Origin of the sequence: Prosthecobacter debontii, from assembly GCF_900167535.1 — a bacterium.
Lineage (GTDB): Bacteria > Verrucomicrobiota > Verrucomicrobiia > Verrucomicrobiales > Verrucomicrobiaceae > Prosthecobacter > Prosthecobacter debontii.
In genome coordinates this window covers 62,883-85,370 of record NZ_FUYE01000007.1, presented here as the reverse complement: position 1 = coordinate 85,370, position 22,488 = coordinate 62,883, and the positions used below count along the sequence as shown (strand labels likewise).

Annotated in this window: 16 protein-coding genes; 14 read left to right on the top strand and 2 right to left on the bottom strand. The window is 53.9% G+C overall.

The genetic code is table 11. From position 1 onward, the window contains the following. Window positions 1-3: 3 nt before the first annotated feature. Complete coding sequence (locus B5D61_RS11840; protein WP_078813606.1) at window positions 4-1,185, bottom strand: FG-GAP and VCBS repeat-containing protein; 1,182 nt, start codon at window positions 1,183-1,185, stop codon at window positions 4-6. A gap of 240 nt (window positions 1,186-1,425) precedes the next feature. On the opposite strand from B5D61_RS11840, the gene B5D61_RS11835 reads away from it, so the two are divergent. From B5D61_RS11835 to B5D61_RS11815, 5 genes are all read left to right on the top strand, one after another. Beyond that, a complete protein-coding gene (locus B5D61_RS11835) occupies window positions 1,426-7,644 on the top strand; it encodes an immunoglobulin domain-containing protein (RefSeq protein ID WP_176159379.1) in 6,219 nt (2,072 codons plus the stop codon). A gap of 247 nt (window positions 7,645-7,891) precedes the next feature. Continuing rightward, a complete protein-coding gene (locus B5D61_RS11830) occupies window positions 7,892-9,640 on the top strand; it encodes a right-handed parallel beta-helix repeat-containing protein (RefSeq protein WP_176159378.1) in 1,749 nt (582 codons plus the stop codon). A 43-nt stretch (window positions 9,641-9,683) separates the two neighbouring features. Then, the gene (locus tag B5D61_RS11825; RefSeq protein WP_078813603.1) at window positions 9,684-10,601 is read left to right on the top strand and encodes a sugar phosphate isomerase/epimerase family protein; all 918 of its coding nucleotides are present in this window, start codon (window positions 9,684-9,686) and stop codon (window positions 10,599-10,601) included. 69 nt (window positions 10,602-10,670) lie between these two features. Continuing rightward, on the top strand, window positions 10,671-11,048 hold the full coding sequence (locus B5D61_RS11820; RefSeq protein ID WP_078813602.1) for a four helix bundle protein: 378 nt from the start codon (window positions 10,671-10,673) through the stop codon (window positions 11,046-11,048). Window positions 11,049-11,110: 62 nt separating this feature from the next. Continuing rightward, window positions 11,111-12,577: an MFS transporter gene (locus B5D61_RS11815; RefSeq protein ID WP_078813601.1), complete on the top strand. Its 1,467-nt coding sequence runs from the start codon at window positions 11,111-11,113 to the stop codon at window positions 12,575-12,577. A gap of 129 nt (window positions 12,578-12,706) precedes the next feature. Here B5D61_RS11815 and B5D61_RS11810 read toward each other — a convergent pair whose 3' ends face one another. Next, window positions 12,707-13,264, bottom strand: a complete 558-nt coding sequence (locus B5D61_RS11810; protein WP_078813600.1) for a c-type cytochrome domain-containing protein — start codon at window positions 13,262-13,264, stop codon at window positions 12,707-12,709. A gap of 71 nt (window positions 13,265-13,335) precedes the next feature. On the opposite strand from B5D61_RS11810, the gene B5D61_RS11805 reads away from it, so the two are divergent. The 9 genes from B5D61_RS11805 to B5D61_RS11770 all read left to right on the top strand — a co-directional run bounded on the left by B5D61_RS11805 (window position 13,336) and on the right by B5D61_RS11770 (window position 22,484). After that, window positions 13,336-14,229 (top strand): site-specific tyrosine recombinase, encoded by an 894-nt coding sequence (locus B5D61_RS11805; RefSeq protein WP_078813599.1) that lies wholly within the window; start codon window positions 13,336-13,338, stop codon window positions 14,227-14,229. Window positions 14,230-14,726: 497 nt separating this feature from the next. Then, window positions 14,727-15,128: a hypothetical protein gene (locus B5D61_RS11800; protein ID WP_078813598.1), complete on the top strand. Its 402-nt coding sequence runs from the start codon at window positions 14,727-14,729 to the stop codon at window positions 15,126-15,128. Between the two features lie 234 nt (window positions 15,129-15,362). Further along, entirely contained in the window at window positions 15,363-15,518 is a 156-nt protein-coding gene (locus B5D61_RS26290) for a hypothetical protein (protein ID WP_176159377.1), read from the top strand. A gap of 236 nt (window positions 15,519-15,754) precedes the next feature. After that, complete coding sequence (locus tag B5D61_RS11795; RefSeq protein WP_078813597.1) at window positions 15,755-15,952, top strand: helix-turn-helix domain-containing protein; 198 nt, start codon at window positions 15,755-15,757, stop codon at window positions 15,950-15,952. A gap of 445 nt (window positions 15,953-16,397) precedes the next feature. Beyond that, on the top strand, window positions 16,398-18,128 hold the full coding sequence (locus tag B5D61_RS11790; RefSeq protein ID WP_078813596.1) for an SIR2 family NAD-dependent protein deacylase: 1,731 nt from the start codon (window positions 16,398-16,400) through the stop codon (window positions 18,126-18,128). Beyond that, complete coding sequence (locus tag B5D61_RS11785) at window positions 18,125-19,567, top strand: argonaute/piwi family protein (protein ID WP_078813595.1); 1,443 nt, start codon at window positions 18,125-18,127, stop codon at window positions 19,565-19,567. Before B5D61_RS11790 ends, B5D61_RS11785 begins: the two co-directional genes overlap by 4 nt. 418 nt (window positions 19,568-19,985) lie before the next feature. Beyond that, a complete protein-coding gene (locus B5D61_RS11780; RefSeq protein WP_078813594.1) occupies window positions 19,986-20,306 on the top strand; it encodes a UPF0175 family protein in 321 nt (106 codons plus the stop codon). Between the two features lie 433 nt (window positions 20,307-20,739). Beyond that, window positions 20,740-21,810 carry a serine O-acetyltransferase EpsC gene (gene epsC, locus B5D61_RS11775; RefSeq protein ID WP_245846528.1) on the top strand — a complete coding sequence of 357 codons (1,071 nt, stop codon included), beginning with the start codon at window positions 20,740-20,742 and terminating at the stop codon, window positions 21,808-21,810. After that, window positions 21,810-22,484, top strand: a complete 675-nt coding sequence (locus B5D61_RS11770) for a SprT family zinc-dependent metalloprotease (RefSeq protein ID WP_078813593.1) — start codon at window positions 21,810-21,812, stop codon at window positions 22,482-22,484. The genes epsC and B5D61_RS11770 overlap by 1 nt, the downstream gene beginning before the upstream one ends. Window positions 22,485-22,488 lie beyond the last annotated feature (4 nt).

The window sequence follows — 22,488 nt, the reverse complement described above, 5'->3', positions numbered from 1 at the left end:
CGATTACTGTCGGAGATTCCAGTAAATTTTGATATTTTTAGTCCGTCGACCTGCGGCCACCAGATCGGTGTCGCGATCACCATCCAGGTCCGCTGCCGCTAGGTCTTCGCAAGCCATCGTATTATCATCCACCCAGGTCTGCGTCCACCCCGTGCCATCCTCCTTCGTGGTGGAAAAGAGCTTCACCCCCACACGGGTGCCAAGCTTATGATGAGCACGCCAGCCCACGGCGATTTGGCGGTTGTTGAGTCCCAGGTAATCATAACAGGCCAGGGCATGTCCATCCACGAGCGTATCGTCCAAGACTCGCCGCTGCCAGAGGCCATCTTTAGGCCCATTGGGGGGAGGGGTGTAAATCACGAGTTGGTGGCCATGCATCGGTTCAATGGCCGCAATGTAAGGCTGACCTCCAGCAAAAGCGCCCCAACGCACTTCCCCTGCACCCGCTAGATCTGGACTGTCGTGGCGGGTCACCCACTGTTCTTTCCAGCCATTGTCGCCAGGCGTCAGGCGAACGATGCCCTCACGACCTGCAAGCAGGATCGGCTCAGCCTCATCGGCCGGGCTGGGCACGATTTCGAAATTATGAGTCATGTGCATGCTGTCATGCACCAGGGTGGTATTCCAGGGCTGGGTCACATCATCCGGCTTGTGATAAGCCAGGATGTGGACGCCTACGCCCTCTCCCTTCTGGTTTCCTCGCCCATGAAGAGGCGCCACGATCAGATCATACCGCCCGGCTCGATTCCGCACCCAGCGCATCCGGTGAGTGGTCGGCTCGTGAGTGAGCTGGATCGGCTTCCACATCTGGGTTCGGTCCGCAGGCGGTTGCAGGTAAAACACCGCACCACTGGTTTCCGTATCGCCAGGGTCCCACTGCGCTCCTACGGCAATTTCAGCCTTACCGTCACCATCGATGTCCCTTGCGGCGATGCAGACATGGTCTTTCTCCGTCAGTTTTTCTGCGATGACATGCTTTTTCCAGGTGGGGTTCTGGTACCAGACAATGAGGTCCTTATCCGCCACCAGAATATCGGGCTTTCGGTCTCCGTCCACATCTGCAACCGCCAGGCCATAACCGATGCCAACCTCGGCATCGATGGTCTCCTCGCGAAAAAGCGGCGATTCCTGGGCCAGCCCCAGGGTGGAGAAAGCGAGCGCGGAAACGACGGTCAGAGGACGCATAAACCCTCACTTTGCCGAAGGACTCCCCCTCCTGGCGAGCAAAAGATGACATCGAATCGCAAATTGATTGACGATGTAATGACAAAAAAGGTAATATTATGACAACGAAAACCGCTCGGTGGTGTTCTCACCTACTCCCCCATCGGGCTTCCTACCCCCCCAACCCGTATCCATTCAAAGGTTATGCTGTCTTCATCTCGCTCGTTTTCCTGCAGAGCACGTGCCCTGCTTCTGCTGCCTATGGTGACTGTTTTGGTCAGCTTGGGATTCGAAACGCCCGCCTTGGCCGCTGCACCTAAAGCCCCCTCAAATGTTGGGATCAGTGCGACCACTTACGGAGTCGATTCTAACGGCAACGTCTATTCAACGGGGGCTAAAACGACCGCCCGGGTCTATCGAATCTCTTGGCAGGATAACTCGCTGGATGAAAGCGGGTTTCGTATCGAAGCCGGCTTTGCCAGCACCGGACCTTTTGAGTATGTCGGGGCTGCCGCTGCGGATAGCACGGAATACGTGTGGGGGCCCTATGACCCGACTCAAGATTCGACCCTTTATTTTCGGGTTGTGGCCTACAAATACAACGGCACCAAAACGGAGGTGAGTGCGAGTCCGTCCCAAAGCTATGCCATCACGGGAGACTACATCAATTTGAATGCGGCAGAGTCCTTCAAGGTGGCGGAGATGAGCGATGGATTTCTTCGCTTCAATTGGACTGACCGAAGCTCTGGAGAGCTCTTTTATCAGATTTTCTACAAAAAAAATTCGGAAGCTGCCAGTGCTTACAAGCCGTTATCCGTGGTGTATTTTAACACCACTCAAGTGGAAGTTCAGCACAATCTCGTGGCTGGTGAATCCTACAACTTCGCGATCCGAGCCACTCGCGTAAACACCGATGCCGCACAAGGAGTCTCGGCGCAGTTTGCCAGCGTTTTCATCTCTCCCACTTCGGGTAATTATCCTCCTGCAAATTCTACCTTTTATCAGGTCCCGAGACTGAGCCCACCGACCAATCTTGTGGTTGAAAAATTGGACAATCTTCGAGTCAAGCTGAGTTGGCAGGATAACAGCGACAACGAAACGAGTTACGAAGTGGGTTATCGTGAACCAGGATCTACAAGCAATTGGACTACCGTCTCGATCAACAAAAACCTAACGTCTTATATTTTCTCCATCGGACCCGGCGCCTATTATGAATGGCGCATGCGGGCGGTCAGTTCGGGCAGTTCTCTGACTGCCATCGATTCAGACTACTCTAATGTCTTTACTCTAGATAAGATGCCTTTCATCAAACCCGAAGGGCTGGTGGCCACGACATCCGGTATGTCGGGTGCTGTTGATTTGACTTGGCAAGACACGTCCGTTGATGAAACCAATTACGACGTTTTTGTGCGTCAGGTGGACGAGGAGACAGAAGACGATGAATGGTATCTCGTGGAATCCATGCAGGCTGACAGCAAGCGTATCACGGTGAAAGATCGGACTGTATTCGAGGACTACTATTCCTATTTGGTTGACCAGTCGAACGAAACTCAAACCGCTCGGGTGGCTTTGACACCCGATACGGAATATGAATTCAAAGTTGTCGCCCGCTATCAGGACAACAACTCCGATGAGAGCAATTTTGCCTCTGCCTATGCGCGTTACGGCTTCACCAGCCGTCCTTATCAGCCTGCTCAGCAAGATGTTAGCTTCAGCTACACTTTGACGGTTTCGGATGCGGTCAACAAGGTGGACTGGACTGTTGAAGACCTACCGAACGGCCTTTCATTTGACGCCTCAGCCGGCACCATCACGGGCACGCCGACCCAATCCGGGGTTTTCATTTGTCCGATGACGGTGAACTATATCAACTACTCCGCCTCCATGCCGCTGACGCTGCGTATTTTAAGGCGGCCAGCTTCACCTCAGGCGGCCACACAAATCGTTAGCGCCACAGTTGGCACAGCGACCCAACTGACCATTCCGCTGGAAGGCAAGTTTACCGATGCCGATTCAGAAAAAGCCGTTCGATTGCAGATCTCGGGCGATAGGCAGGTCGATCTTCTGCTCTACCCGAGCCTCACGCCAGAAGCCGTCAATAACTTCATGGGTTATGTAGATAACAAAGCCTACGATGGCGTGATCTTTCATCGCAACGTCACTGATTTTGTCCTTCAGGGAGGTGGCTACGTGCCGACTCAATCCCCCTACTACTTTGCCTCGCTGGTAAAGCGCCCATCTCCATTCAATGAGCCGGGAATTTCAAATGTTCGGGGTAGTGTCGCTCACGCTAAAGTCGGGGGAAGTCCGGACAGTGCTACCCATGATTTCTTTTTTAACTTGGTCAATAATAACGACGCCTCTAATTCACAGGCCCTCGATAACCAAAACGGTGGTTTCACGGTTTTTGGTCGGGTGGCTGGAAGCGGGATGACTACGGTGGATGCCATTTCGGATCTGCCTGTCGGTTCATACGTCTCGACGTCAGATTCGGTCGGTGTAGCTATCGATGGAGCCGCTTCGTCCCTGACGGGGGTCCCTATGGACGTTACAGGCTCTACGGCACCGACAACGATGGATATCACAAAGACCGTGCGTATCACGAGTGCGCGGGAAGTGCCCATCTTTAGATACGAAATCGTGGCCGGAACGGCTGGAGAAGAAGCGATTGCTGGCGTTTCGATTTTGAACGGAACTGACATCTTGGTTGAAGGCAAGACGGCAGGATCTCGAACCGTCACCCTCAAGGCCTACGACCTCGACATGAACGTGACTCAGCAGGTCTTCACCGTGAATGTCATTAAAAGTTATAAACCCCCGGTCATCTCCAAGCAGCCGACATCAGTGGCGGTCGTCGCCGGGAAAAAAGCAGCCCTCGCAGTCAAAGCGACAGGATCCACTTTGGCGTATCAGTGGCAAAAGAAGAATGGAGAGACCTGGATGGATGTTTCAGGTGCTGAAAGTGCGACACTCCCTTTCACTGCCGTCAATGGCCCTGATGAGGAAGGTGAATACCGTGTCGTCGTGAGCAATGAAATGACCACGGTGACGAGCAACTCCGCCCGAGTGGACATTCGCGAAGCTCCGGTCATCACTCAGCCTCTGACCAAGCAGATTGTCGAAGTAGGCGAGGAATTGAAAATCGAATCGGCGGCGACAGGGGCTCCCGTGCCTGCCTTCACTTGGCTGCGTAACGGTAAAGGTGTTTCGGGGCAAAAATCGGCAACCTTGACCATTGCTTCGGCCAAGTTGACAGACGCTGGCACCTATATGGTGAGAGCCAGCAGTGCGGCAGGACGTGCGGATAGCAACACCGCCACCGTCGTTGTCGTCGATAGGAACACTTACAGCGCGTTTGTGAAAAATGGGGGCACCATGACGCTTAAAGCGCAAGTGGCTGGACCGATCAGCCCTAACGTGAAGTACATTTGGAAAAAGGGCGGCGCGGTGGTGCAAAACAGTGATCGTATTTCCGGAGCGGGCACCGCCACTTTGGTGATCAAAAAATTTAACATCAATTTAACCACTCCAGACAGCGGGAGTTATTCCTGCACATGGGTCAAAGAAGATGAAGGCATCTCTGAACAGTCAGGCGATTGGCGCGTCTATGCGGCAGGAGCTCCTCCAGTTTACAATACATTTGTCCCAGATGATGCCTTTGTCGGGATGCCTTACGATTACCTGCTTCCCGGTGCGGATCCAGACACTAACCAGTCGATCTCGGCCTTCGCGATCTCAGGTCTTCCTTCAGGGCTTACCGTGAATACAAGCACGGGCCGCATCACGGGAGCTCCAAAAAGTGCGGGGACTTATTTCTTGAAAGTCACCGTCAGTAACCCTGCCGGCAGCAAAATTGTGAGCAACATTCCCTTGAAGGTTTGGCCGATGCCCGAAGCTGTGGTCGGCGTTTTTGTCGGGCAGGTTGGAAACAACGCTCTTAACGGAAATAAAGGCGGACGCATCGATATGACCGTCACCGAAGGAGGAACGCTCAGTGGTAAGCTAAGCCAAGCTGGAAAAGTCTATAACTTTACCGGCAGCATGAAGCAACCGACCAATCTCACGGCTTATTATACCAGTGGAAGCGCAACGGTCGCGCGCAAAGGACTGACACCGCTCCAAATCGAATTCAGCGCCATTTATCTGTCCGGTTATACAGACAGTGGTGATGTCTATGGCACGATCTCCGATGGCCACAATACAGCGGATTTCGTGGCTTACCGAAACCGCTACCGAGTGGCGGGTGAGATCTACACGGGGAGCGGAAGGCACCATGCCGCACTTGACGTGACCGATGTCGAGGAGACTGACAACTCTATCCCACATGGGACAGGCTTCATGGTTATCACATCCGACCCCTCTGGCACGGTGAAGGTTACGGGTCGGACTGCAGATGGCACGACCATTACCAGCAGTTCTTTCGTGGGAGGACAGAATCAATTCTTGGTTTATCAGTCACTTTACAAGAACACGGGTTCAGTCGTTGGCATGCCGACACTTACGTATTACGGTACAGCTTATGAGGTCTACCCTCTTTACCGTGTGGGCGGGGAACTCGTTTGGACGAGAGACCCTCAATCCTCAGCCTCAGAGCGTTTGTACAAGGCGGGATTTGGCCCTCTCGGGGTGGCGGTCAGCGGTTACACGTATGTTGCTCCGGCTAACACCCCTTATGCAATGTCATTGCCTGCGACAGCCACGACACAAGGCAATGCCTCCATTGACTTCGAGGGTGCCGGTTTGGCTCAAGCAAGCCTCAATCCCGACTTGAGCGCCATCAGGATCGATTCCAAAGGAGCCGCTTCCATTCCCAAAAACAGCGGCATTCTAAACCCGGCAGCGACCAGCGTGAAGATGGCCAGCAGCACGGGCCTGATCACCGGTAGTTTCACGCTGAACGATCCGGCAGGGAAACGTAAGGCCGCCTTCTATGGTCTGGCCATTCCACGCATTCCAGATGTGACCACCAGCGATGGAACGCAATTGGAGGGTGTCGCTCCTACGGGGGTGGGGCACTTCCTCTTACCGCAGTTACCTTCCACCGATCCAGTGACGACGTTGAAAAACTCTCCGATTCTGTCAGGAAGCGTGCGCCTCAACCCTTTGCCGGTGGTGATCACTCAGCAGCCTCAGTCCGTCACTGTGAACAGCGGAGCGAATGTCACGTTTACGGTTGATGTGGCCGTGAATCCTGGAACCGAGGTTTATTATCAATGGAGAAAAGGCGGGGTCAACATCTCCACTGCTGCAGGGGTCAATGTGAAGTCTTATACAGTGAATGGTGTGACCTCAGCGGATGAAGATTCCTATGATGTGGTCATCACCACGGTCTATTCTCGCGTGGAGAGCGAAGAGGCCGAATTGGTGCTGAATAAACCCATCACTAGCGTTACGGTCACCACTGAGCCCGATACTGCCGTCCTCCCCGTGGATGGCACTGTGATTTTTAAAGCCAACGTCACAGGCGGCACAGGGACGCTCACTTATCGCTGGAGCAAAGATGGCACTCAGATTCCAGGAGAAGCGGGAGCGGGTTCCACCTACACCGTGGGGCCGCTGACACTTGCAGATTCCAATACGACCTACAGTGTCAAGGTCACCAATGCAGCAACGCCGAATGGTGTTACCGGCAGTAAAACGATCACGGTGGCCAACCCGATCACTTCGGTGACTGCCCAACGCACCCCTTCGACAGACCGCGTAGGACTCGGGGCCAGTGTTACCTTCACCATTGCCAGCATTACCGGCAGCACGGGTCCTTACACCTATCAATGGAAGAAAGACGGTGAGAACATCAATGGGGCGACGAATTCCACCTACTTCATCAGTTCCGCAAACAGCGATAGCGTTGGCAACTACTCGGTGCTCGTTAAAAATGGAGCAACGCCAGACGGACAAGAAAGCGCACCGATATCTCTCAATGTCAGCACGGAAGTCTCGAATGTGAATGCTACCCGTTCTCCTGCGGACCAGTATTTGCCCTTGGGAGATGGCGTGACTTTCTCGGTGTCTGCCCAAGGACAGCCCGACTTCTCTTACCAGTGGAAAAAGGATGGTGAGGACATTCCTGGGGCAACCTCTGCAGACTATGTGATTGATGCCATCATTGAGGATGATTATGGCGTTTACACAGTCGTGGTCACGAACACGGAAAACTCTGTGGAGAGCAACGAAGTTGCTCTCGAAAAGCTCAATCCCGTAACTGCGGTCTCGCTGACTCTAGAGGAAGGCACCACCACCATTGAAGCAGGGGGGAACATCAAATTGACAGCAGGTCCGAATGTGACGACCGGCGACCTGACCTACCGTTGGTATAAGGATGAGAACGAACTCCAGGATCAAGCCGATCAGCCAAGCATTGAGATCAATGGCGTCACAGGCAGTGATTCTGGCACTTATCGAGTCGAAGTGGGTAACGACGCCAATGGAGGCACTCTGGTTTCCAGCGGCACGGTCACCATCACCGTTATTGAGCCGTGATCTGAATGAATCCCTAAGGTTGTAGATCGAACACCGGTAAGCCTAGAGCCCCAGCGAGAACACCCGCTGGGGCTCTTCTTTTGGGTGGATTCGTGATTCGGCAGGATTGGACGTTAACGGGTTTTTACAGCGCCATTTTGATGGGCGATCGCCATTCTATGTTCCCTCTTCTTTCCAATAGCAGCAAGGTGCAGTAGCCCTTGCTGTCCTTCGATACCCAATCATCTTCTCGTCTTTCGCTCCCCTCATGAGATTGCAGATGTTACTTCAAACCTTGTTGGTAACCCTCAGCGGGTTTCTTTATTCGGCGAGCGATCTCATCAGCGCCCCGGCGAACGAGCTTCAAGCTAAGCTGGATCTCCTAGCTACGGGCACCGAAACGACCTTGACGATTCCACCAGGAACCTACCGTTTACCCAAGGAAGGACTGCAACTCCGAGGACTGAAAAATCGAACCTTGCGGGCTGAAGGAGTTACCCTCCTCGGCACCGATCTCAGTCCGTCAGCACTTCGGTTTCATGACTGTCAGAATTTGACGATTACGGGACTTACTCTGGACTATGATCCTCTACCCTTCACTCAAGCCCGACTCACAGGGGTTGACGCCAAAGGTAGGACGGCTGACTTCGAGGTCAGCGCGGGGTATCCAGATCTGACGGACGTGTATCTGGAGGGTCAAACGGTTCATCTGTTTGAACCCGAAGCCAACCGTTGGAAGGTGGGGGTGCCGGATTATTATCCCAAGAAAATCGAGCGGATCACGCCTCGAAAAGGCCGTCTCGTTTTCAGTCAGGAGGCCACGGGGTTCGAGTCTTTAAAAAAGGGCGACCGGATCGTCCTCAATGTGCGCAAGCGCCAAGGCGTGTTGATCGGTGAGGGTTGCGCGGGCCTCACCTTCAAGGATGTCACCGTTCACTCGGCTCCTGGCATCGGTTTTCTCATCCGTTTTGCTGAGGAAGCGGGCACCTTTGAAAATGTGCGCATTGTTCCCGGCCCCAAGCCGGCTGGAGCCACCGAAGAACGGCTGTTTTCCACCTCCGCAGATGCCTTCAATGCCGCTTATGTGCGCAAGGGGCCAACCCTCAAAAACTGCGATTTTTCCTTCATGGGGGATGATGCCGTGAATCTGCATGGTGTGATGTTGCCCGTGATCCGCTGGTTGGATGAGCGCACCTTCATTGCCATGCGCGCCCATCGTGGAGATCGGTTTGACCGGCTGATCCGAGCAGGTGACGAGATCCGTTTTCTCAAGGAACCCGTTTTTGAGGTCACTGCCCGAGCCAAGGTGGTGAAGGTGGAATACCAGGACGGCAAAAACGCGGGCATCGAGGCCGATGTGAAGAAACTCTGGCCGACCTCTAAAGAGGAAAAACCTGGAGCGGTCTATCTTGTGCACCTCGATCAACCTGTGTCCGGCGTGGCTCCAGGGGATTTCTGCGATGTCCCCGCCACCAGTGCACCGGGCTTTTCCATCACGGACAGCAATTTTCACGATCATCGCGCCCGAGGACTGAGATTGATGAGCAATGAGGGGATTGTCGAGAACAACCGATTCGAGCGACTCAAGGGCGTGGCTATCACCATCGGCCCGGAGTATGCGTTTTGGAGAGAGGCGGGCTGGTGCCGAGACATCAAGATCCGTGGCAACCACATTCGCGATGTGGCTCAGGGGACCAACCTGCTCCAAAAAAACAGCTACACCACTGGAGCCATTACCCTGATGGGTCGTGTCGAACCCCAAGGTGAAAAGACCCGCTATTTCCTGGGCAATGAAAACATCACGATCACGGGCAACCAGATCGAAAACTGTGCCGTCAATGGCATCACCATCACCGCTTCCCGAGGAGTGATGGTGGAAAACAACACCCTCCGCCGAGTGAATCTGGTCCGCGAGCCTCGCATGGCCCGGGATTACAATCTGACGGACCAAGCCCCCATTTCCGTCCAACAGGCGGAAGCGACGGTGCGAGAGAATCAAATCTCACCGGAAAATTAATATTCGTTTCTGCGCTGCGTTCACTACACTCCCCAATCTCACCATGATTTCACGTCGTTCCTTCCTCACCACCAGTCTGAGCGCCCTCGGGGCCTCCGCCCTGCCAGCCATCGAGCCCATCAACCGCGCTGGTCAAAGTCGCATGCAACTCGGTGTCGCCGCCTACAGCTTCCGCGAAAAGTTCCAATGGTCGCGTGGCAAGGAGCAAAAGGCCAAAGACGGCGAGAAGCTCTGGAGCATCCTGGATTTCATCGACTGGTGCGCAGATCACAATGTCCCGGGAGCCGAAGTGACCAGCTACTTCTTCCCACCCGATGTGGACGAAGCCTTTTTGCTGGAAGTGAAGCGCCATGCGTATCTGCGTGGCGTGCAACTCGCAGGCACTGCCGTGGGCAATAACTTCGCCCTTCCGAAGGGAGAAAAACGCGACCAAGAAATCGCCAACGTGAAGCAGTGGATCGACCACGCAGCTGTCATGAATGCCCCGCACATCCGCGTTTTCGCCGGTCAGCCCCCGAAAGGCACACCGGATGAAGAAGCCCTGGCCAACTGCCTGGAGGCCTATCAGGAGTGTTTGGACTACGCGGGTAAAAAGGGCATTTTCCTCGGTCTGGAAAATCACCATGGCTTGGTCGCCAAACCCGAGAACCTGATCCACCTCGTGCGCGAAGCCAAGAGTCCCTGGGCAGGCATCAACTGGGATAGCGGCAACTTCCACACGGAAGACCCCTACGGTGATCTGGCCAAAATCGCCCCGTATGCGATCAACGTGCAGCTCAAGATGGAGATCACCCACGCCGATGGCAAAACCAAGGAAGCCAGCGATGTGGATCGCGTGATCAAGATCCTCAAGGACGCCAATTACCAAGGCTGGTTCACTCTGGAATATGAGGTGAAAGGCACGGACGCTATGATCGAGATTCCCAAGATTCTCGACATGCTCCGCCCGAAATTAGGATGAGATGGTGTTTGCGGTGGCTGAGCGATAGCTGAACGGTTGTTGAGCAGTGGTTTTAAAGATTCCGACGCTATGAGAAAACAGTTTCCTTTTGAAAAGCTGGAAGTCTGGCAGGACGCACGTCGGCTCGTAGGTGCGGTTTATGAACAGACGAGTTCATTTCCCAAAGCCGAGTTGTATGGGATCACAAGCCAGATCAATCGAGCTGCTGTGCCTGTCGCCAATAATCTGGCCGAAGGTTCGGTGCGAGCCAGCCTCAAGGACCAAGCACACTTCTCCAACCAAGCTTACGGTTCTTTGATGGAAACGGCATCAGACATAATCATCGCCACAGACCTGGGTTTTATCCCCCAAGAAAAAGCGGATGCGGTTCTCGATGCAGCTTTTGATCTCAGCGTCCGTATAAACAATCTCCGAGAATCCCAGCTTCGGCGCTCCCAAGTCTCTTAAACCACTGCTCAACAATCGTTCAGCCATCGCTCAACCACTGCCAACTTCCCCTACCCCGCCCAATGCCCGCCCCAAAACTCACCTCCACCCAATGGTTGATCTGCATCATTGCCTCGATCGGCTTCGCTTTCGATATTTATGAGCTCCTGATGTTGCCATTGATCGTCAAACCTGCCTTGGCATCATTGGGGGGAGTCGGTGCAGATGGAGTTCCTCTCCTTTTACCAGGCACCCCACAATTCACCCAGTGGGCGCGAATGCTCTTTTTCATTCCCGCGTTGGCGGGCGGTATCTTTGGCTTGTTGGGGGGGTATCTCACGGACCGCCTAGGCCGTCGTCGCGTGCTGACCTACAGCATCTTGTTGTATGCATTCTCTGCATGTGCGGCCGGGTTTTCGCAAAACCTCTATCAGCTTCTCTTATTCCGCTGCCTTGTATTCATCGGTGTGTGTGTTGAGTTCGTCGCTGCGGTGGCTTGGCTGGCAGAGCTTTTCAAAGACAATGTGCAACGTGAAAAAGTGCTGGGTTACACCCAGGCCTTCTCTTCCATTGGTGGCCTGCTCGTCGCTGGTGCCAACGTCCTTGCCGCCAAGTGGGCACTGGATTTGCCAGCCATCCATGGAGGCCATGAAGCATGGCGCTACACCTTGATTTCCGGTGTTATCCCTGCACTGCCTTTGATCCTGATTCGTCCGTTCCTCCCTGAGTCGCCTGAATGGGCTCGTAAGAAGGCAGCGGGAGTCCTCAAGCGGCCGAGCATCCGCGAGTTGTTTGCTCCAGAACTCGTCAAGACCACTGTTTTGACCACGCTTGTCTTTGCCGCCAGCTATGGCATCGCTTTTGGGGCCATCCAGCAGCTCCCTCAAATCTTGGGTGCCCAGGCCTTGAATACGCCGAATGAAGCTGGCCACGCGGCCATTATTTCCACCGCCAAAGCCGCTGTTGGTAAAGCTGTGCAGGAGACCAAGGCCGCAGGCTTACCCGAAGTGCCTGTAGGCAAAAAACGTCAAATTGGCGGCAATGCCAGCGATGAGGCGGTGGCTAAGATTACCTTCTGGCAGGAGATCGGTGGCATGATGGGCCGTATTGCCCTGGCACTGCTGGCCGTTGCCATCGTCAGTCGTCGGACCTTGTTTCGCCTATTTCAGATCCCCTCTCTCATCATCGTGCCACTCCTGTTTTGGTGGATTGCAGGCCAGTTGAACAATCCTGAGAGCCTCGGGATGATCAAGATCGGCATCTTCATCGCTGGTTTCTTAACGGTTTCGCAGTTCAGCTTTTGGGGTAACTACATCCCTCTGGTCTTCCCCATGCATCTACGCGGCACGGGTGAGAGTTTTGCTGCCAACATCGGTGGACGTGTGTTGGGGACTGCTGCCGCCTGGATTACGCTCACTCTGGCGGCCTCCGATAAACCCGATCCAGCTCGTATCGCGATCGTTGGAGCCTGTGTTGCAGGAGCTTATGCCTTGATCGGTGCTATTCTCACGCAATTCTTGCCGGAGCCTGATCCCGATCAGGAGCATTGAGTCCTGCCCCTGCCTCTTGGGCGCTCGATCCATTTAGCTCAAAGGGCGGCAGCAATGCCGCCCTTTTTGTTATCCAAAAAGTGATAGAGGTAATAGGTACTCCTGCCCGCACCCTTACCTCCTCCACCCTCAAGGTGCCGCGCACTCCTTCGCCTGCTGCTGGCTGGCCGCATCCAGCTTATCCATGGGATAGGGTACTTCCTTGCCGTTGATCGGCATGCGCAGATAGACCATGTCCCCCTCCAGCTTCACAAACCCGGCTTTGATCTTTTTCCCCTCAAAGTTCGTCCAGCTCATGATCGGCGGCAGATCCTTCTTCACCGGCACCAGTTCTGGCTTCGGCCCATCCTTATCCAGCATGGCCCCATCAGTGATCCATTCGCGCAGGGTTTCCAGGTCTTTGGCGGAAAGGTTATCATCCGGTGGCATGTGGGCCTTGTGATCCGGATTCGAGACGACCTCAAAAAAGTGACTCTCTTTGGGATTCCCCGGCACGATGGCCCCCTTCGGATTGATGTCTAACTTCAGCGTCGCCAGATCATCAAAGACATAGCCCGCCTTGCGTTTGTTATGCTTCTCGCTGTGGCATTCGTAGCAGTTTTTCTCCAAGATCGGCTGAACGTCCTTTTTGAAATCCGCCGCAGCGGCCGCGGTGGCAGTGATGAGAAATACGGGCAGGTGTTTCATGCGAGAGGGCTGCTAGTCAAACGCAGCAGATGACAGGTCCTTAGCTTTACACGACAATCTCTCCCATTGCCATGACCGATGCTCTGGACAGTTTTATCCTGCACCTCGCCACCGAGCGAGGTCTGTCCACGAACTACCAACTCCTCGTCCGCCGCGTTTTGGAGGCCCTGGCTTCCTGGCTGAAACAAGACAAAAACGTTGAAGACATCTCGGCCGTCACCACCCCGCACCTGACCGATTATCTCGCCCGTCGAAAAAAAGACGGCCTTGCGGCCTCCAGTGCCCGGGTCGAGCTGGTCGCGATCAAAATCTTCTTCCGCTGGCTGGCGGCTCGGGGCAAACGCCAGGGAGATCCCGCCGAGCCGATCCTGCCCCCACGTCAGGAGAAACACCTGCCTGATACGCTCAATGAGGCCGCCGCCCGACAGCTCGTCGAGTCCATCACCGGACTCGACCCGCTGGACCGTCGAGATCGTGCCATGCTGGAGCTTTTTTACGCCAGTGGCTTGCGGCTCTCCGAGCTGGTGAATGCCCGCCTCGAGAACCTCAGCGTCGAGGAAGGCTGGATCCGCGTGACCGGGAAAGGTAATAAAACCCGCCTCTGCCCCATCGGCTCAGCCGCCTTGGAGGCCATGAAAGCCTACCTCAGCCTGGGCCGCCCCGCTTTGGTGAAGACGAAAAAGACGCAGAGTCATATCTTTCTGTCCGTGCGCGGAGGGGTCCTCACGCGAGAGCGTGTGTGGCAGATCGTTCGCGAGCGTGCACGTCAGGCCGGTTTGGATGAAAGCGTGCACCCTCACCTCCTGCGCCACTCCTTCGCCACCCACCTGCTGAACAACGGCGCGGATCTCCGCGTCATCCAGGAGATGCTGGGCCACGCCGATATCGCCACCACGCAGATCTACACCCATGTCGATCAAAAGCGGCTGAAACAGGTGCATTTACGGTTTCATCCGCGCGCCTGAAAAAACTTCGAAAAATTTCGAAAATTCTTTGAACAGCATTCCAGGGCTTGGAATCAAACCCAACAAATATGGTTTGTTGACTCTCAGCCCTTCGCGATCAAAGCGCGATCTGATGGTGGCCACCCTTCCCAATTGCTCACAACTGCACTCCGTCTGGTCTTGGTCGATTTTACAGGCGGAGTGCAGGAGCGAGGGAAAAAATAAAAGAGGTCAACCTCTAGTCATCAGCCCCTCAGAGGGTATGCCTCAAGAATAGGCCCGACCCCTTCACAGGATTCTCTCAAGCTTTTGAGAGGAGCGCGGAGACTCCTCTCCGCCATCGAAGACCGAGGCGGCGAAGCCGCGATGACAAGAGGCGGACAAGGCCCGTCACCACGAAGCCCAGGACCGACCCCGTCGGGTCTAACCAAACATTGTCATCCTTGCGGCCTGCCTTGTGAGGCTGTCGAATCTTTTTGAACGACCGCCGATCCGAGGTAAACTAATCCCACACTCGCATGTTTCGGCAGATCTCCAGCATCGTCAGTGCTCTTATCATGGCCTTGCCCATGTGCTGGTGCTGCATGGTGCAGGCCATGCCAGCCGCCCCGCAGCCGGAGGAAGCCGCCTGCCCGGCCTGCCACCAGGACGCTGCCCCTGCACACACCCCGGCCACTCCCGCTGAGAAGCACTGCCCGTGCTGCGTGGAGATGACCCCGCGGGATCTCTCCCCAGATGCCGTCCAGGCCCCTCGCCCCCTTTTCTCCGTGCAGAGCTTGGCCCTTTGGCCTTCCTCCATGGACACTTGGCTTCTGCCTCCGCACAAGCAGGAGCGTGATGTCCACACCTGGCACCCGCCTCAATCAGGCCTGCCGTGGCATCCGCCGCTGTATCAGCAGCACTGTGCCCTCTTGATTTGAAGCCTTGAAGGAAACTCGGCCGCAACCTGCTCGAGAGAATGAAGCCGCATGCGAAAGGGCATGCCCTTCGGCCATCGAGTTCCTTCAGGAACGAAGCTGAGCCTCTCAGGTCCTTGAGCGCGCCGCCGAGTCGGGACCGGGTCATCCATCCCGCCCATCTCTCCCATGGATAAGCGATACCTTCGTTCAGATTCAAAACTCAATTCAAATCAAACTTCAAACATCTCCAACATTATGAAAACCATTCTGTCCCTCCTTGCCCTGACCGCCCTCTCCACCTCCGCCTTCGCTGGTGGCGAAGCCTGCAAAAAGTGCTGCTCCGACAAAGGCAAAACCTGCGCCTCCTGCTGCAAAGACGCCGGCAAGGAGTGCAAGACCTGCTGCAAGTAAGACCCACACCCTCGAAGTCGCCTGAACCCTGAGCCCGAGCCGCCATTGATCGCGGCTTAGACTGACTCACGGGTTGGGTTGCGACTTCCATACCCCACGCTGCCGCCATCTGTTCATGCAGGTGGCGGCAGTTTTGTTTGGGAGGCGGAAACCAGCCAAGTGATGTGGGCACTCTTGCCCGCAGAGGTGTTGAGGATTGAACAAGGCGATGATCGGCTCTATCGCTGCGATCAGCCATGCTGCACGGCTTCTCCCAAACCAATCTAGGTAGCAAGCTCGGCATCAAACAAGCCGCCGTCTCCCGCGTCGTGCACCGCAGTCATCTCCATTGGGATACCTTCATGGCCATCGTCCAAGCCCTCGGCGGCACCCTGGAAATCCGCGCCCGGTTTCCTGATTGTGAAGTTCCGATGTGGTTTACTTCGGGGGTGTGAATAGAGCTGTCATGTTCATTCGGGCCCGTGAAGTGGGATCGTATTCACCACAAGCTCCAAGAAAGGCGAAACCTGCGCCTCCTATAGCAAAGAGTGCAAGAGCTTCTGCAAGTAAAACACGGAATCGCCGTTCGTGTGATGCTATCTGGATAACCTCACAGCCATGGCCGCATAGCTTGTTATCTTTTTTGAGTTTGGACTCACGACAAGGTTGTTGATGAAGCACATACCATTCAGAAATCTAGCCTGATCACACAAGCATCGTTTTGAGAGGTGTCATCATCATTAAGGTATGATGATGCTGTCAGTATACTGAGAAATACTCACATTGACTGGATTCGCAAAAAACGAGAATATCTTCCAAAACGCCAGGATGCAGGATAAAATCGGTCTTTGCCAGTTATAATCACTTTTTCAAATACATAGGATTAATTTCCAACGTTTTATGACAGCCTCGGATTTCCTGAAAATATATAACTCACGATCTCACAGTCTGATGTGGTTCCTTGGAGCTGGAGCATCAGCATCGTCGGGAATACCCACGGCGGGAGATATGATCTGGAATTTCAAACGCACCATTTATTGTGCGGAACAAAAAGTGCCAATTCGCGCATGTGAGGACCTGAGCAATCCTCTTCTTCAGCGACGCATTCAAGAATATATAGATAGCACAGGCAGATTCCCAAAACCAAATAGCGAAACCGAATACGCAGAGCTATTTTTAAATGCTTGTCCAGATGAGGCTGACCGTCGCCGATTTATCGATCGCATGGTTTCTAAAGCCACCACATCATTTGGCCATCTAGCTCTTGCTGTCCTAGCTGCATTGGAGAAAACGCGAATAATTTGGACCACAAATTTCGACAGGAATATTGAAGATGCTGCCGCCAAGATTTTCCAGACTACAGCAAAACTGACTGTTGCAACTCTCGATTCCCCAAAGCTTGCTACAGAAACTTTAATTGAAGATCGATGGCCAGTTCTGGTTAAACTACATGGCGATTTTCAATCCAGAAAACTCAAGAACACATCTGATGAATTAATCAAACAAGATGAAGAAATGCGACTTAGCTTAACTGAGGCCAGTAAACGTTTCGGTCTTATTGTATTAGGTTATAGTGGACGTGATGACTCTATAATGGATGCGTTAGAATCAGCGTTACACAACGGCAAGGGTTTCCCAGGAGGGCTTTTCTGGGTATGCCGTCCAGGTTCTCCTCCTTATCAAAGAGCAGTTAAACTGATTGAAAAAGCTCAATCAGTAGGAGTGTTTGCGCATTTGATTGAATCACCTGGCTTTGATGAATTTATGGCGGATGTGCTATTGATGGAGCAAGAGATAAGCCCAAAATTGGCTCAGCATTTGGATTCAGCACTTCCACGCGTGAGCGATGCGGAACCCCCTCCACGGGAAGGAGACTGGCCTGTTGTACGTCTGAACGCATTGCCCATCATTTCTTATCCGACGTTGTGTCGACGTCTTGCCTGTAAAATTGGTGGGCAGAAGGAAGTACGTGAAGCAGTCCGCACTAGCGGCACGGATATCTTAGCGGTTCGTAGAAGGAGTGGAGTTCTTGCTTTTGGAAGTGATAGCGATGTCCGCTCCACGTTCTCAAATTACCAAATAACCGAATGGGATCTTCATCCGATTGAATCGGATCGCTTATATTTTGATTCCATGGAAAGCAGCTTGATTAATGAAGCCTTTGTCAAAGCTCTAGCTACAAACAGGTCATTAGTTTCTTGTCGAAGGGGAAATATCAATGTTTTGGCAATTAATTACAGAGACACCACAAATCGTCACTATGATCCTCTCCGGCAGGTTTGCGGTTCTCTAACGGGAAAGATCCCAAAAGCAGGCATTGCATGGGCGGAAGCTATAACTATACGTCTGGAACTCCGCCAACAGGCCTTATGGCTTTTATTTGAACCAACGACTTGGGTCGAAAGTCTGCCAGGAAGAAGGGTTTCAGATAATGAAAAGGAGTTTCATCGCCAGCGCTCAGCAAGTCGGTATAATAAAAATTGGAATCAACTTTTAGCAGCTTGGAGCGCGTTAATCACGGGCAATAATCAAACTGCTAGGATTGCCGCATTTAATACTGGAGCTGGCGTCGATGCCGTATTTGAGATCTCTGGAAACACTGCATTTTCCCGTCATAGAAGTCGCAAATGAACCCACCAATTTCACAACTGTCTGACCATTTCCTGCTACCAGAAGCGAGGCTTTTGTTTCACCCAGAGCGTCGACAAGAAGTGGAAGAACATCCACTAATAGGGCTTGTTCGTTTTGGACCTTATAGCCGTAATTTACTCCAAGCAGTTTTAGACCCGATACGCATTGCAATAATCGCTCCATTTGGAGGATTAAAATTCGTAAAAGGCTTATTAACCGAACTTCATCAGCGGCACAGGCCAAGTGAACGAAGGGCATATCTCACTGAATATCCTGGATTTACTAGCATTTTCCGCGTAGGTCTTGAAATAGCTTCTGACACTGCAATTTTTGAATTTCCACAAGCTTTCGATGAGGCATTGAATAATGCTAAAGCCCCTTATGTAACATTGGCAGAGGGGCTTTCCAGAGCAATTTCAGTGGTCGAAGCACACAGGCATGAATTCGACATTATTGCCATATATTTGCCTCACCGATGGCAAGCTGGTTTTTATAGCTCTGAGATTGATGGCTTTGATTTGCATGATTACCTCAAGGCCACGATGGCAACACGTGGCATTCCAACGCAAATCATAACTGATAATGCGTTGACATACAAATGCCGTTGTAGTGTTGCCTGGAGATTGTCTATAGCGCTTTATTGCAAAGCTGGAGGAGTGCCATGGAAAATGGCTAGTGCGGATCCTGAAACAGCTTTCATAGGCCTAAGCTATGCCATGAGAGAGCAGCAATCGAAGGGGTCAAGATTTGTGACTTGTTGCAGCCAAGTATTTGACTCTGAAGGCTCTGGTCTAGAATTTGTTGCCTTCGAAACCGATGACGTCCATGTCGAAAGAGATAATCCATTTCTTAGTAGAAATGAGATGCGGCGAGTTATGAGTCGAAGCTTGGGACTTTATCAAAGACGTCATGGGGGAAGGATTCCGCAACGCGTTGTAGTACACAAATCCACACAATTTAAATCTGATGAAATCGAAGGTTGCTTTGACGCATTTCGGGGTTCTCTTGCCATTGATCTAATTCAAGTTCAACAAGATGTCGGATGGAGGGGAGTTCTCATTCACGCACCCTCCGATCCTAACAAAACGAAAGGTGCACCTGACGGTTATCCAGTCCATCGAGGCACCTCACTTCAATTAGACGGAAGAACGATGTTGTTGTGGACTCAAGGGAATGCTCCCACCGCAGTAGGCGGGAAGGACTTCTATAAAGAAGGCAAAGGCATTCCCACCCCCTTGATGTTGCGCAGATATGCAGGGCATGGAAGCTGGGAACCTCACTGCCAAGCCATTTTAGGTTTGACTAAAATGAATTGGAATAACGATGGCCTTTACGATCGCTTGCCTGTCACATTAGCATACGCGCAAGTACTGGCTAGAGTAATTAAACGGATGCCCACACTGAATCCTCAAACTTATCAATTTCGTTATTTTATGTAGCACCTTTTAACGCTTCAAAAAAGATAGGTATATATTCAAATAATTATGTCATGCCCTCACTAAGGTTACATACTCTGAGGTGCCTCATCACTGTTGCCTAACCTCCAGAAAAGTGAATGGCGAATTCGATTTGCGTAAGGGTTTGAGGAGATTGTTGCGAGCTCTACCTTCATCGGATTCCACCACCCCTTCTTTGCTCTATCAGCGAGCTTTGAGCACGTGGGGCGGGATGATGTAGTGGCTGCCAAGTCGCGCAGCTGGGCTCCTCCAGCCGCTAAAGACGCTCGATGCCGATAAGGCGCTTGGAGGCCCCAGCGCCCTATCCATGAACTCCCATAGGCAGGAGCAGCGCTGAACTTCGACGCTGGGTGACCCAAGACCGTCTTGCAAGATTTTGCGGAGCAGGGTAGGCTTGAGCATGAGCATTACCCTGGAAGTCGATGACGCGGTGCTCCAGCAGTTGCCCCTGGGACCTGGCGAGCGAGAGCGGCATATGCAGATCGAACTGGCGGCGCGCTATTACGCTCGTGGCTGGTTAAGCCTGGGACGTGCCGCAGCGATGGCGGGGCTGGATCATTTCGCGTTTGGTTGTGAGTTGGCAGAGCGTGGCATTCCGCGCAATTACGATCTGACGGCGGCGGTGGAGGACATCTCAGATGCTCGTGGTCAATCCAATCGAAGCTCGCTTTTCATCCATGATGATCTGCGGGATCTGATTCTTGGACAGGCGGGTGAGTGAGGGCACTGATTTCTCCCCTTGCCTTTTCCCTCGTTGATCACCCCGCTGCGGGCATGAGATCGATGATTTCTTTTCGCTATCACTATCGGCGGGCTTTAAACGCCTGGGGGAGATGCTGCGGCAGCCGCCAAGTAGTGCAGCTGGGCTCCAGCCGCTGAGCAGGGAATGTGTTCCCAGGGACCTCGGGCCTGGGGACGTGGCGCACACGGTGCTTGAGGGACCCATCGCCCGTCCCCAGCCAACCCAGCAGGCACCGGATTCACCTGAACCCGTCTTGAGCCTTGAAAGAGCCTTTTTTGAGCCAAGCGCACGGGCTTTAACCCTTTGTTTCCCAATCGTTTATGCTGAAATGACGACCAGGAAGGGCGGAAAAAGGCCAAAGCTCGACAAAAGGCATCAAAACACAACAACGACGAACCCGAAGCGGTGGGAGATGGCGCTGAAAGAAGACTGGATGCGGGGTGGTCTGGCGGACGTATCCCCGAGGCAGGCCGCTGCGGTGGCGGGTGAGGATCGTGGTCAAGCCCCGGACCGCCATTTGCCAGATGCGGCTTTTGCTTCTATTTTACCTTTCAACTCAATGGATTGCCGACAGGAAGAGATCGTTCAGAGCCTCATGGCCTCGTATTGCGAGGTCGGCGGGATCAACCATGTGGACTGCGGGGCGCTGCCCTCCAAGCAAGCGATTGCCTCGCTCTGTGAAGACCTCCTTCAGGTGCTGTTTCCCGGTTTCTACTCCGAAGACGCCGTTTCCTCTCAGGATCTGGAGCTGATGACCCATGAGCTGGTGGCCAGCATCCGTGAGCGTCTCCGCACGGAGGTGCGTCGCAGCCTACGCCTGCGTGATCAAAGCGGCAATCACCATGAGGAAGCCATGAAGCTGGTCTGTGACTTCATGGTCAAGCTGCCGGAGGTGCGGCGTCTGCTGCAAACCGATGTCCAGGCGGCCTTTGAGGGCGATCCTGCGGCCCGCAGTTATGAGGAAATCATTTTGGCCTACCCAGGCCTGGAAGCCATTGCTGTCCAACGCACGGCGCACCTCCTCTACACCCTGGGGGTGCCGCTGATCCCACGCATGATGACGGAGTGGGCGCATGGACGCACGGGGATCGATATCCATCCCGGAGCGCAGATCGGCAGCCACTTCTTCATTGACCATGGCACGGGCGTGGTGATCGGCGAGACGTGCAGCATCGGCACCCGCGTGAAGCTTTATCAAGGCGTGGGTCTCGTCGCTCGCTCGCTGGCGCAGGGTCAAGCTCTGGCCGGGAAAAAACGCCACCCCACCATCGAGGACAACGTCACCATCTATGCTGGGGCCACCATCGTCGGCGGTGATACCATCGTCGGGGCCCGCAGCACGATCGGCGCGAACGTTTTCCTCATGGAAAGTGTGGCTCCCGACATGGTGTATGCCCTGGGCGACCAGGAGCATCGCATCCGGGATCGCAAGAGCACCCCTGTCACGAAAGCTCCGAAAACCCCCGAAAAGGAGGCGGTCTGATGCCCCGATCTCTGCGCAAACTTTCTCAACTGTGGATGGATTTCCAGGCCGGTGTCCGCGGAAACCTGGAAGAGCGGGCGCTGCCTCGACCTCTCTATGTGGATGGCCAGGGCGAATCACCGGTCAATCGTCGAGTCAAAGACCAAGACGGTCTCGAACTGGACGAGGCCCTCACGGAGGAATGTCGGGAAATCCTGCGCCAATTGGATCTCGCCGGTGCGGCTAAGCTGATTGCGGTGAAGTGGAATCATCGGCTCAGAAGCACGGCGGGTTATGCGAGTTTTCCTTCCTGGAAGATCGAACTGAATCCCAAACTGGAGGAATTTGACGGTCAGGTGCGGCGCACCCTGCTGCATGAGCTGGCTCATCTGGTGGCCTATCACCGGGCTGGCCGTCGCCGGATCGAACCCCACGGTCGTGAGTGGCAGCAGGCCTGTGCCGATGTCGGTATCCCTGGCGAAACCGCCCGTCATAAATTACCACTGCCTCGCCAAGAGGTGGCGCGCAATCTGATCTACGCCTGCTCTCACTGCGGTCTTGTGGTCAAACGCGTGCGCAAGTTTCACCGCCACACGGCCTGCAGTGAATGCTGCAATCGCTACAACGGCGGCGCTTATGACTCGCGATTCCGGTTCGTGCTGGTGGAGGACCTCCGAAAGTCCAAAGGTGCATAGAGTG

Coding starts and splice junctions, on each gene's coding strand:
- B5D61_RS11840 (WP_078813606.1), bottom strand. CDS start 1,185: ATGCGTCCTCTGACCGTCGTTTCCGCGCTCGCTTTCTCCACCCTGGGG.
- B5D61_RS11835 (WP_176159379.1), top strand. CDS start 1,426: ATGGTGACTGTTTTGGTCAGCTTGGGATTCGAAACGCCCGCCTTGGCC.
- B5D61_RS11830 (WP_176159378.1), top strand. CDS start 7,892: ATGAGATTGCAGATGTTACTTCAAACCTTGTTGGTAACCCTCAGCGGG.
- B5D61_RS11825 (WP_078813603.1), top strand. CDS start 9,684: ATGATTTCACGTCGTTCCTTCCTCACCACCAGTCTGAGCGCCCTCGGG.
- B5D61_RS11820 (WP_078813602.1), top strand. CDS start 10,671: ATGAGAAAACAGTTTCCTTTTGAAAAGCTGGAAGTCTGGCAGGACGCA.
- B5D61_RS11815 (WP_078813601.1), top strand. CDS start 11,111: ATGCCCGCCCCAAAACTCACCTCCACCCAATGGTTGATCTGCATCATT.
- B5D61_RS11810 (WP_078813600.1), bottom strand. CDS start 13,264: ATGAAACACCTGCCCGTATTTCTCATCACTGCCACCGCGGCCGCTGCG.
- B5D61_RS11805 (WP_078813599.1), top strand. CDS start 13,336: ATGACCGATGCTCTGGACAGTTTTATCCTGCACCTCGCCACCGAGCGA.
- B5D61_RS11800 (WP_078813598.1), top strand. CDS start 14,727: ATGTTTCGGCAGATCTCCAGCATCGTCAGTGCTCTTATCATGGCCTTG.
- B5D61_RS26290 (WP_176159377.1), top strand. CDS start 15,363: ATGAAAACCATTCTGTCCCTCCTTGCCCTGACCGCCCTCTCCACCTCC.
- B5D61_RS11795 (WP_078813597.1), top strand. CDS start 15,755: ATGCTGCACGGCTTCTCCCAAACCAATCTAGGTAGCAAGCTCGGCATC.
- B5D61_RS11790 (WP_078813596.1), top strand. CDS start 16,398: ATGACAGCCTCGGATTTCCTGAAAATATATAACTCACGATCTCACAGT.
- B5D61_RS11785 (WP_078813595.1), top strand. CDS start 18,125: ATGAACCCACCAATTTCACAACTGTCTGACCATTTCCTGCTACCAGAA.
- B5D61_RS11780 (WP_078813594.1), top strand. CDS start 19,986: ATGAGCATTACCCTGGAAGTCGATGACGCGGTGCTCCAGCAGTTGCCC.
- epsC (WP_245846528.1), top strand. CDS start 20,740: ATGGCGCTGAAAGAAGACTGGATGCGGGGTGGTCTGGCGGACGTATCC.
- B5D61_RS11770 (WP_078813593.1), top strand. CDS start 21,810: ATGCCCCGATCTCTGCGCAAACTTTCTCAACTGTGGATGGATTTCCAG.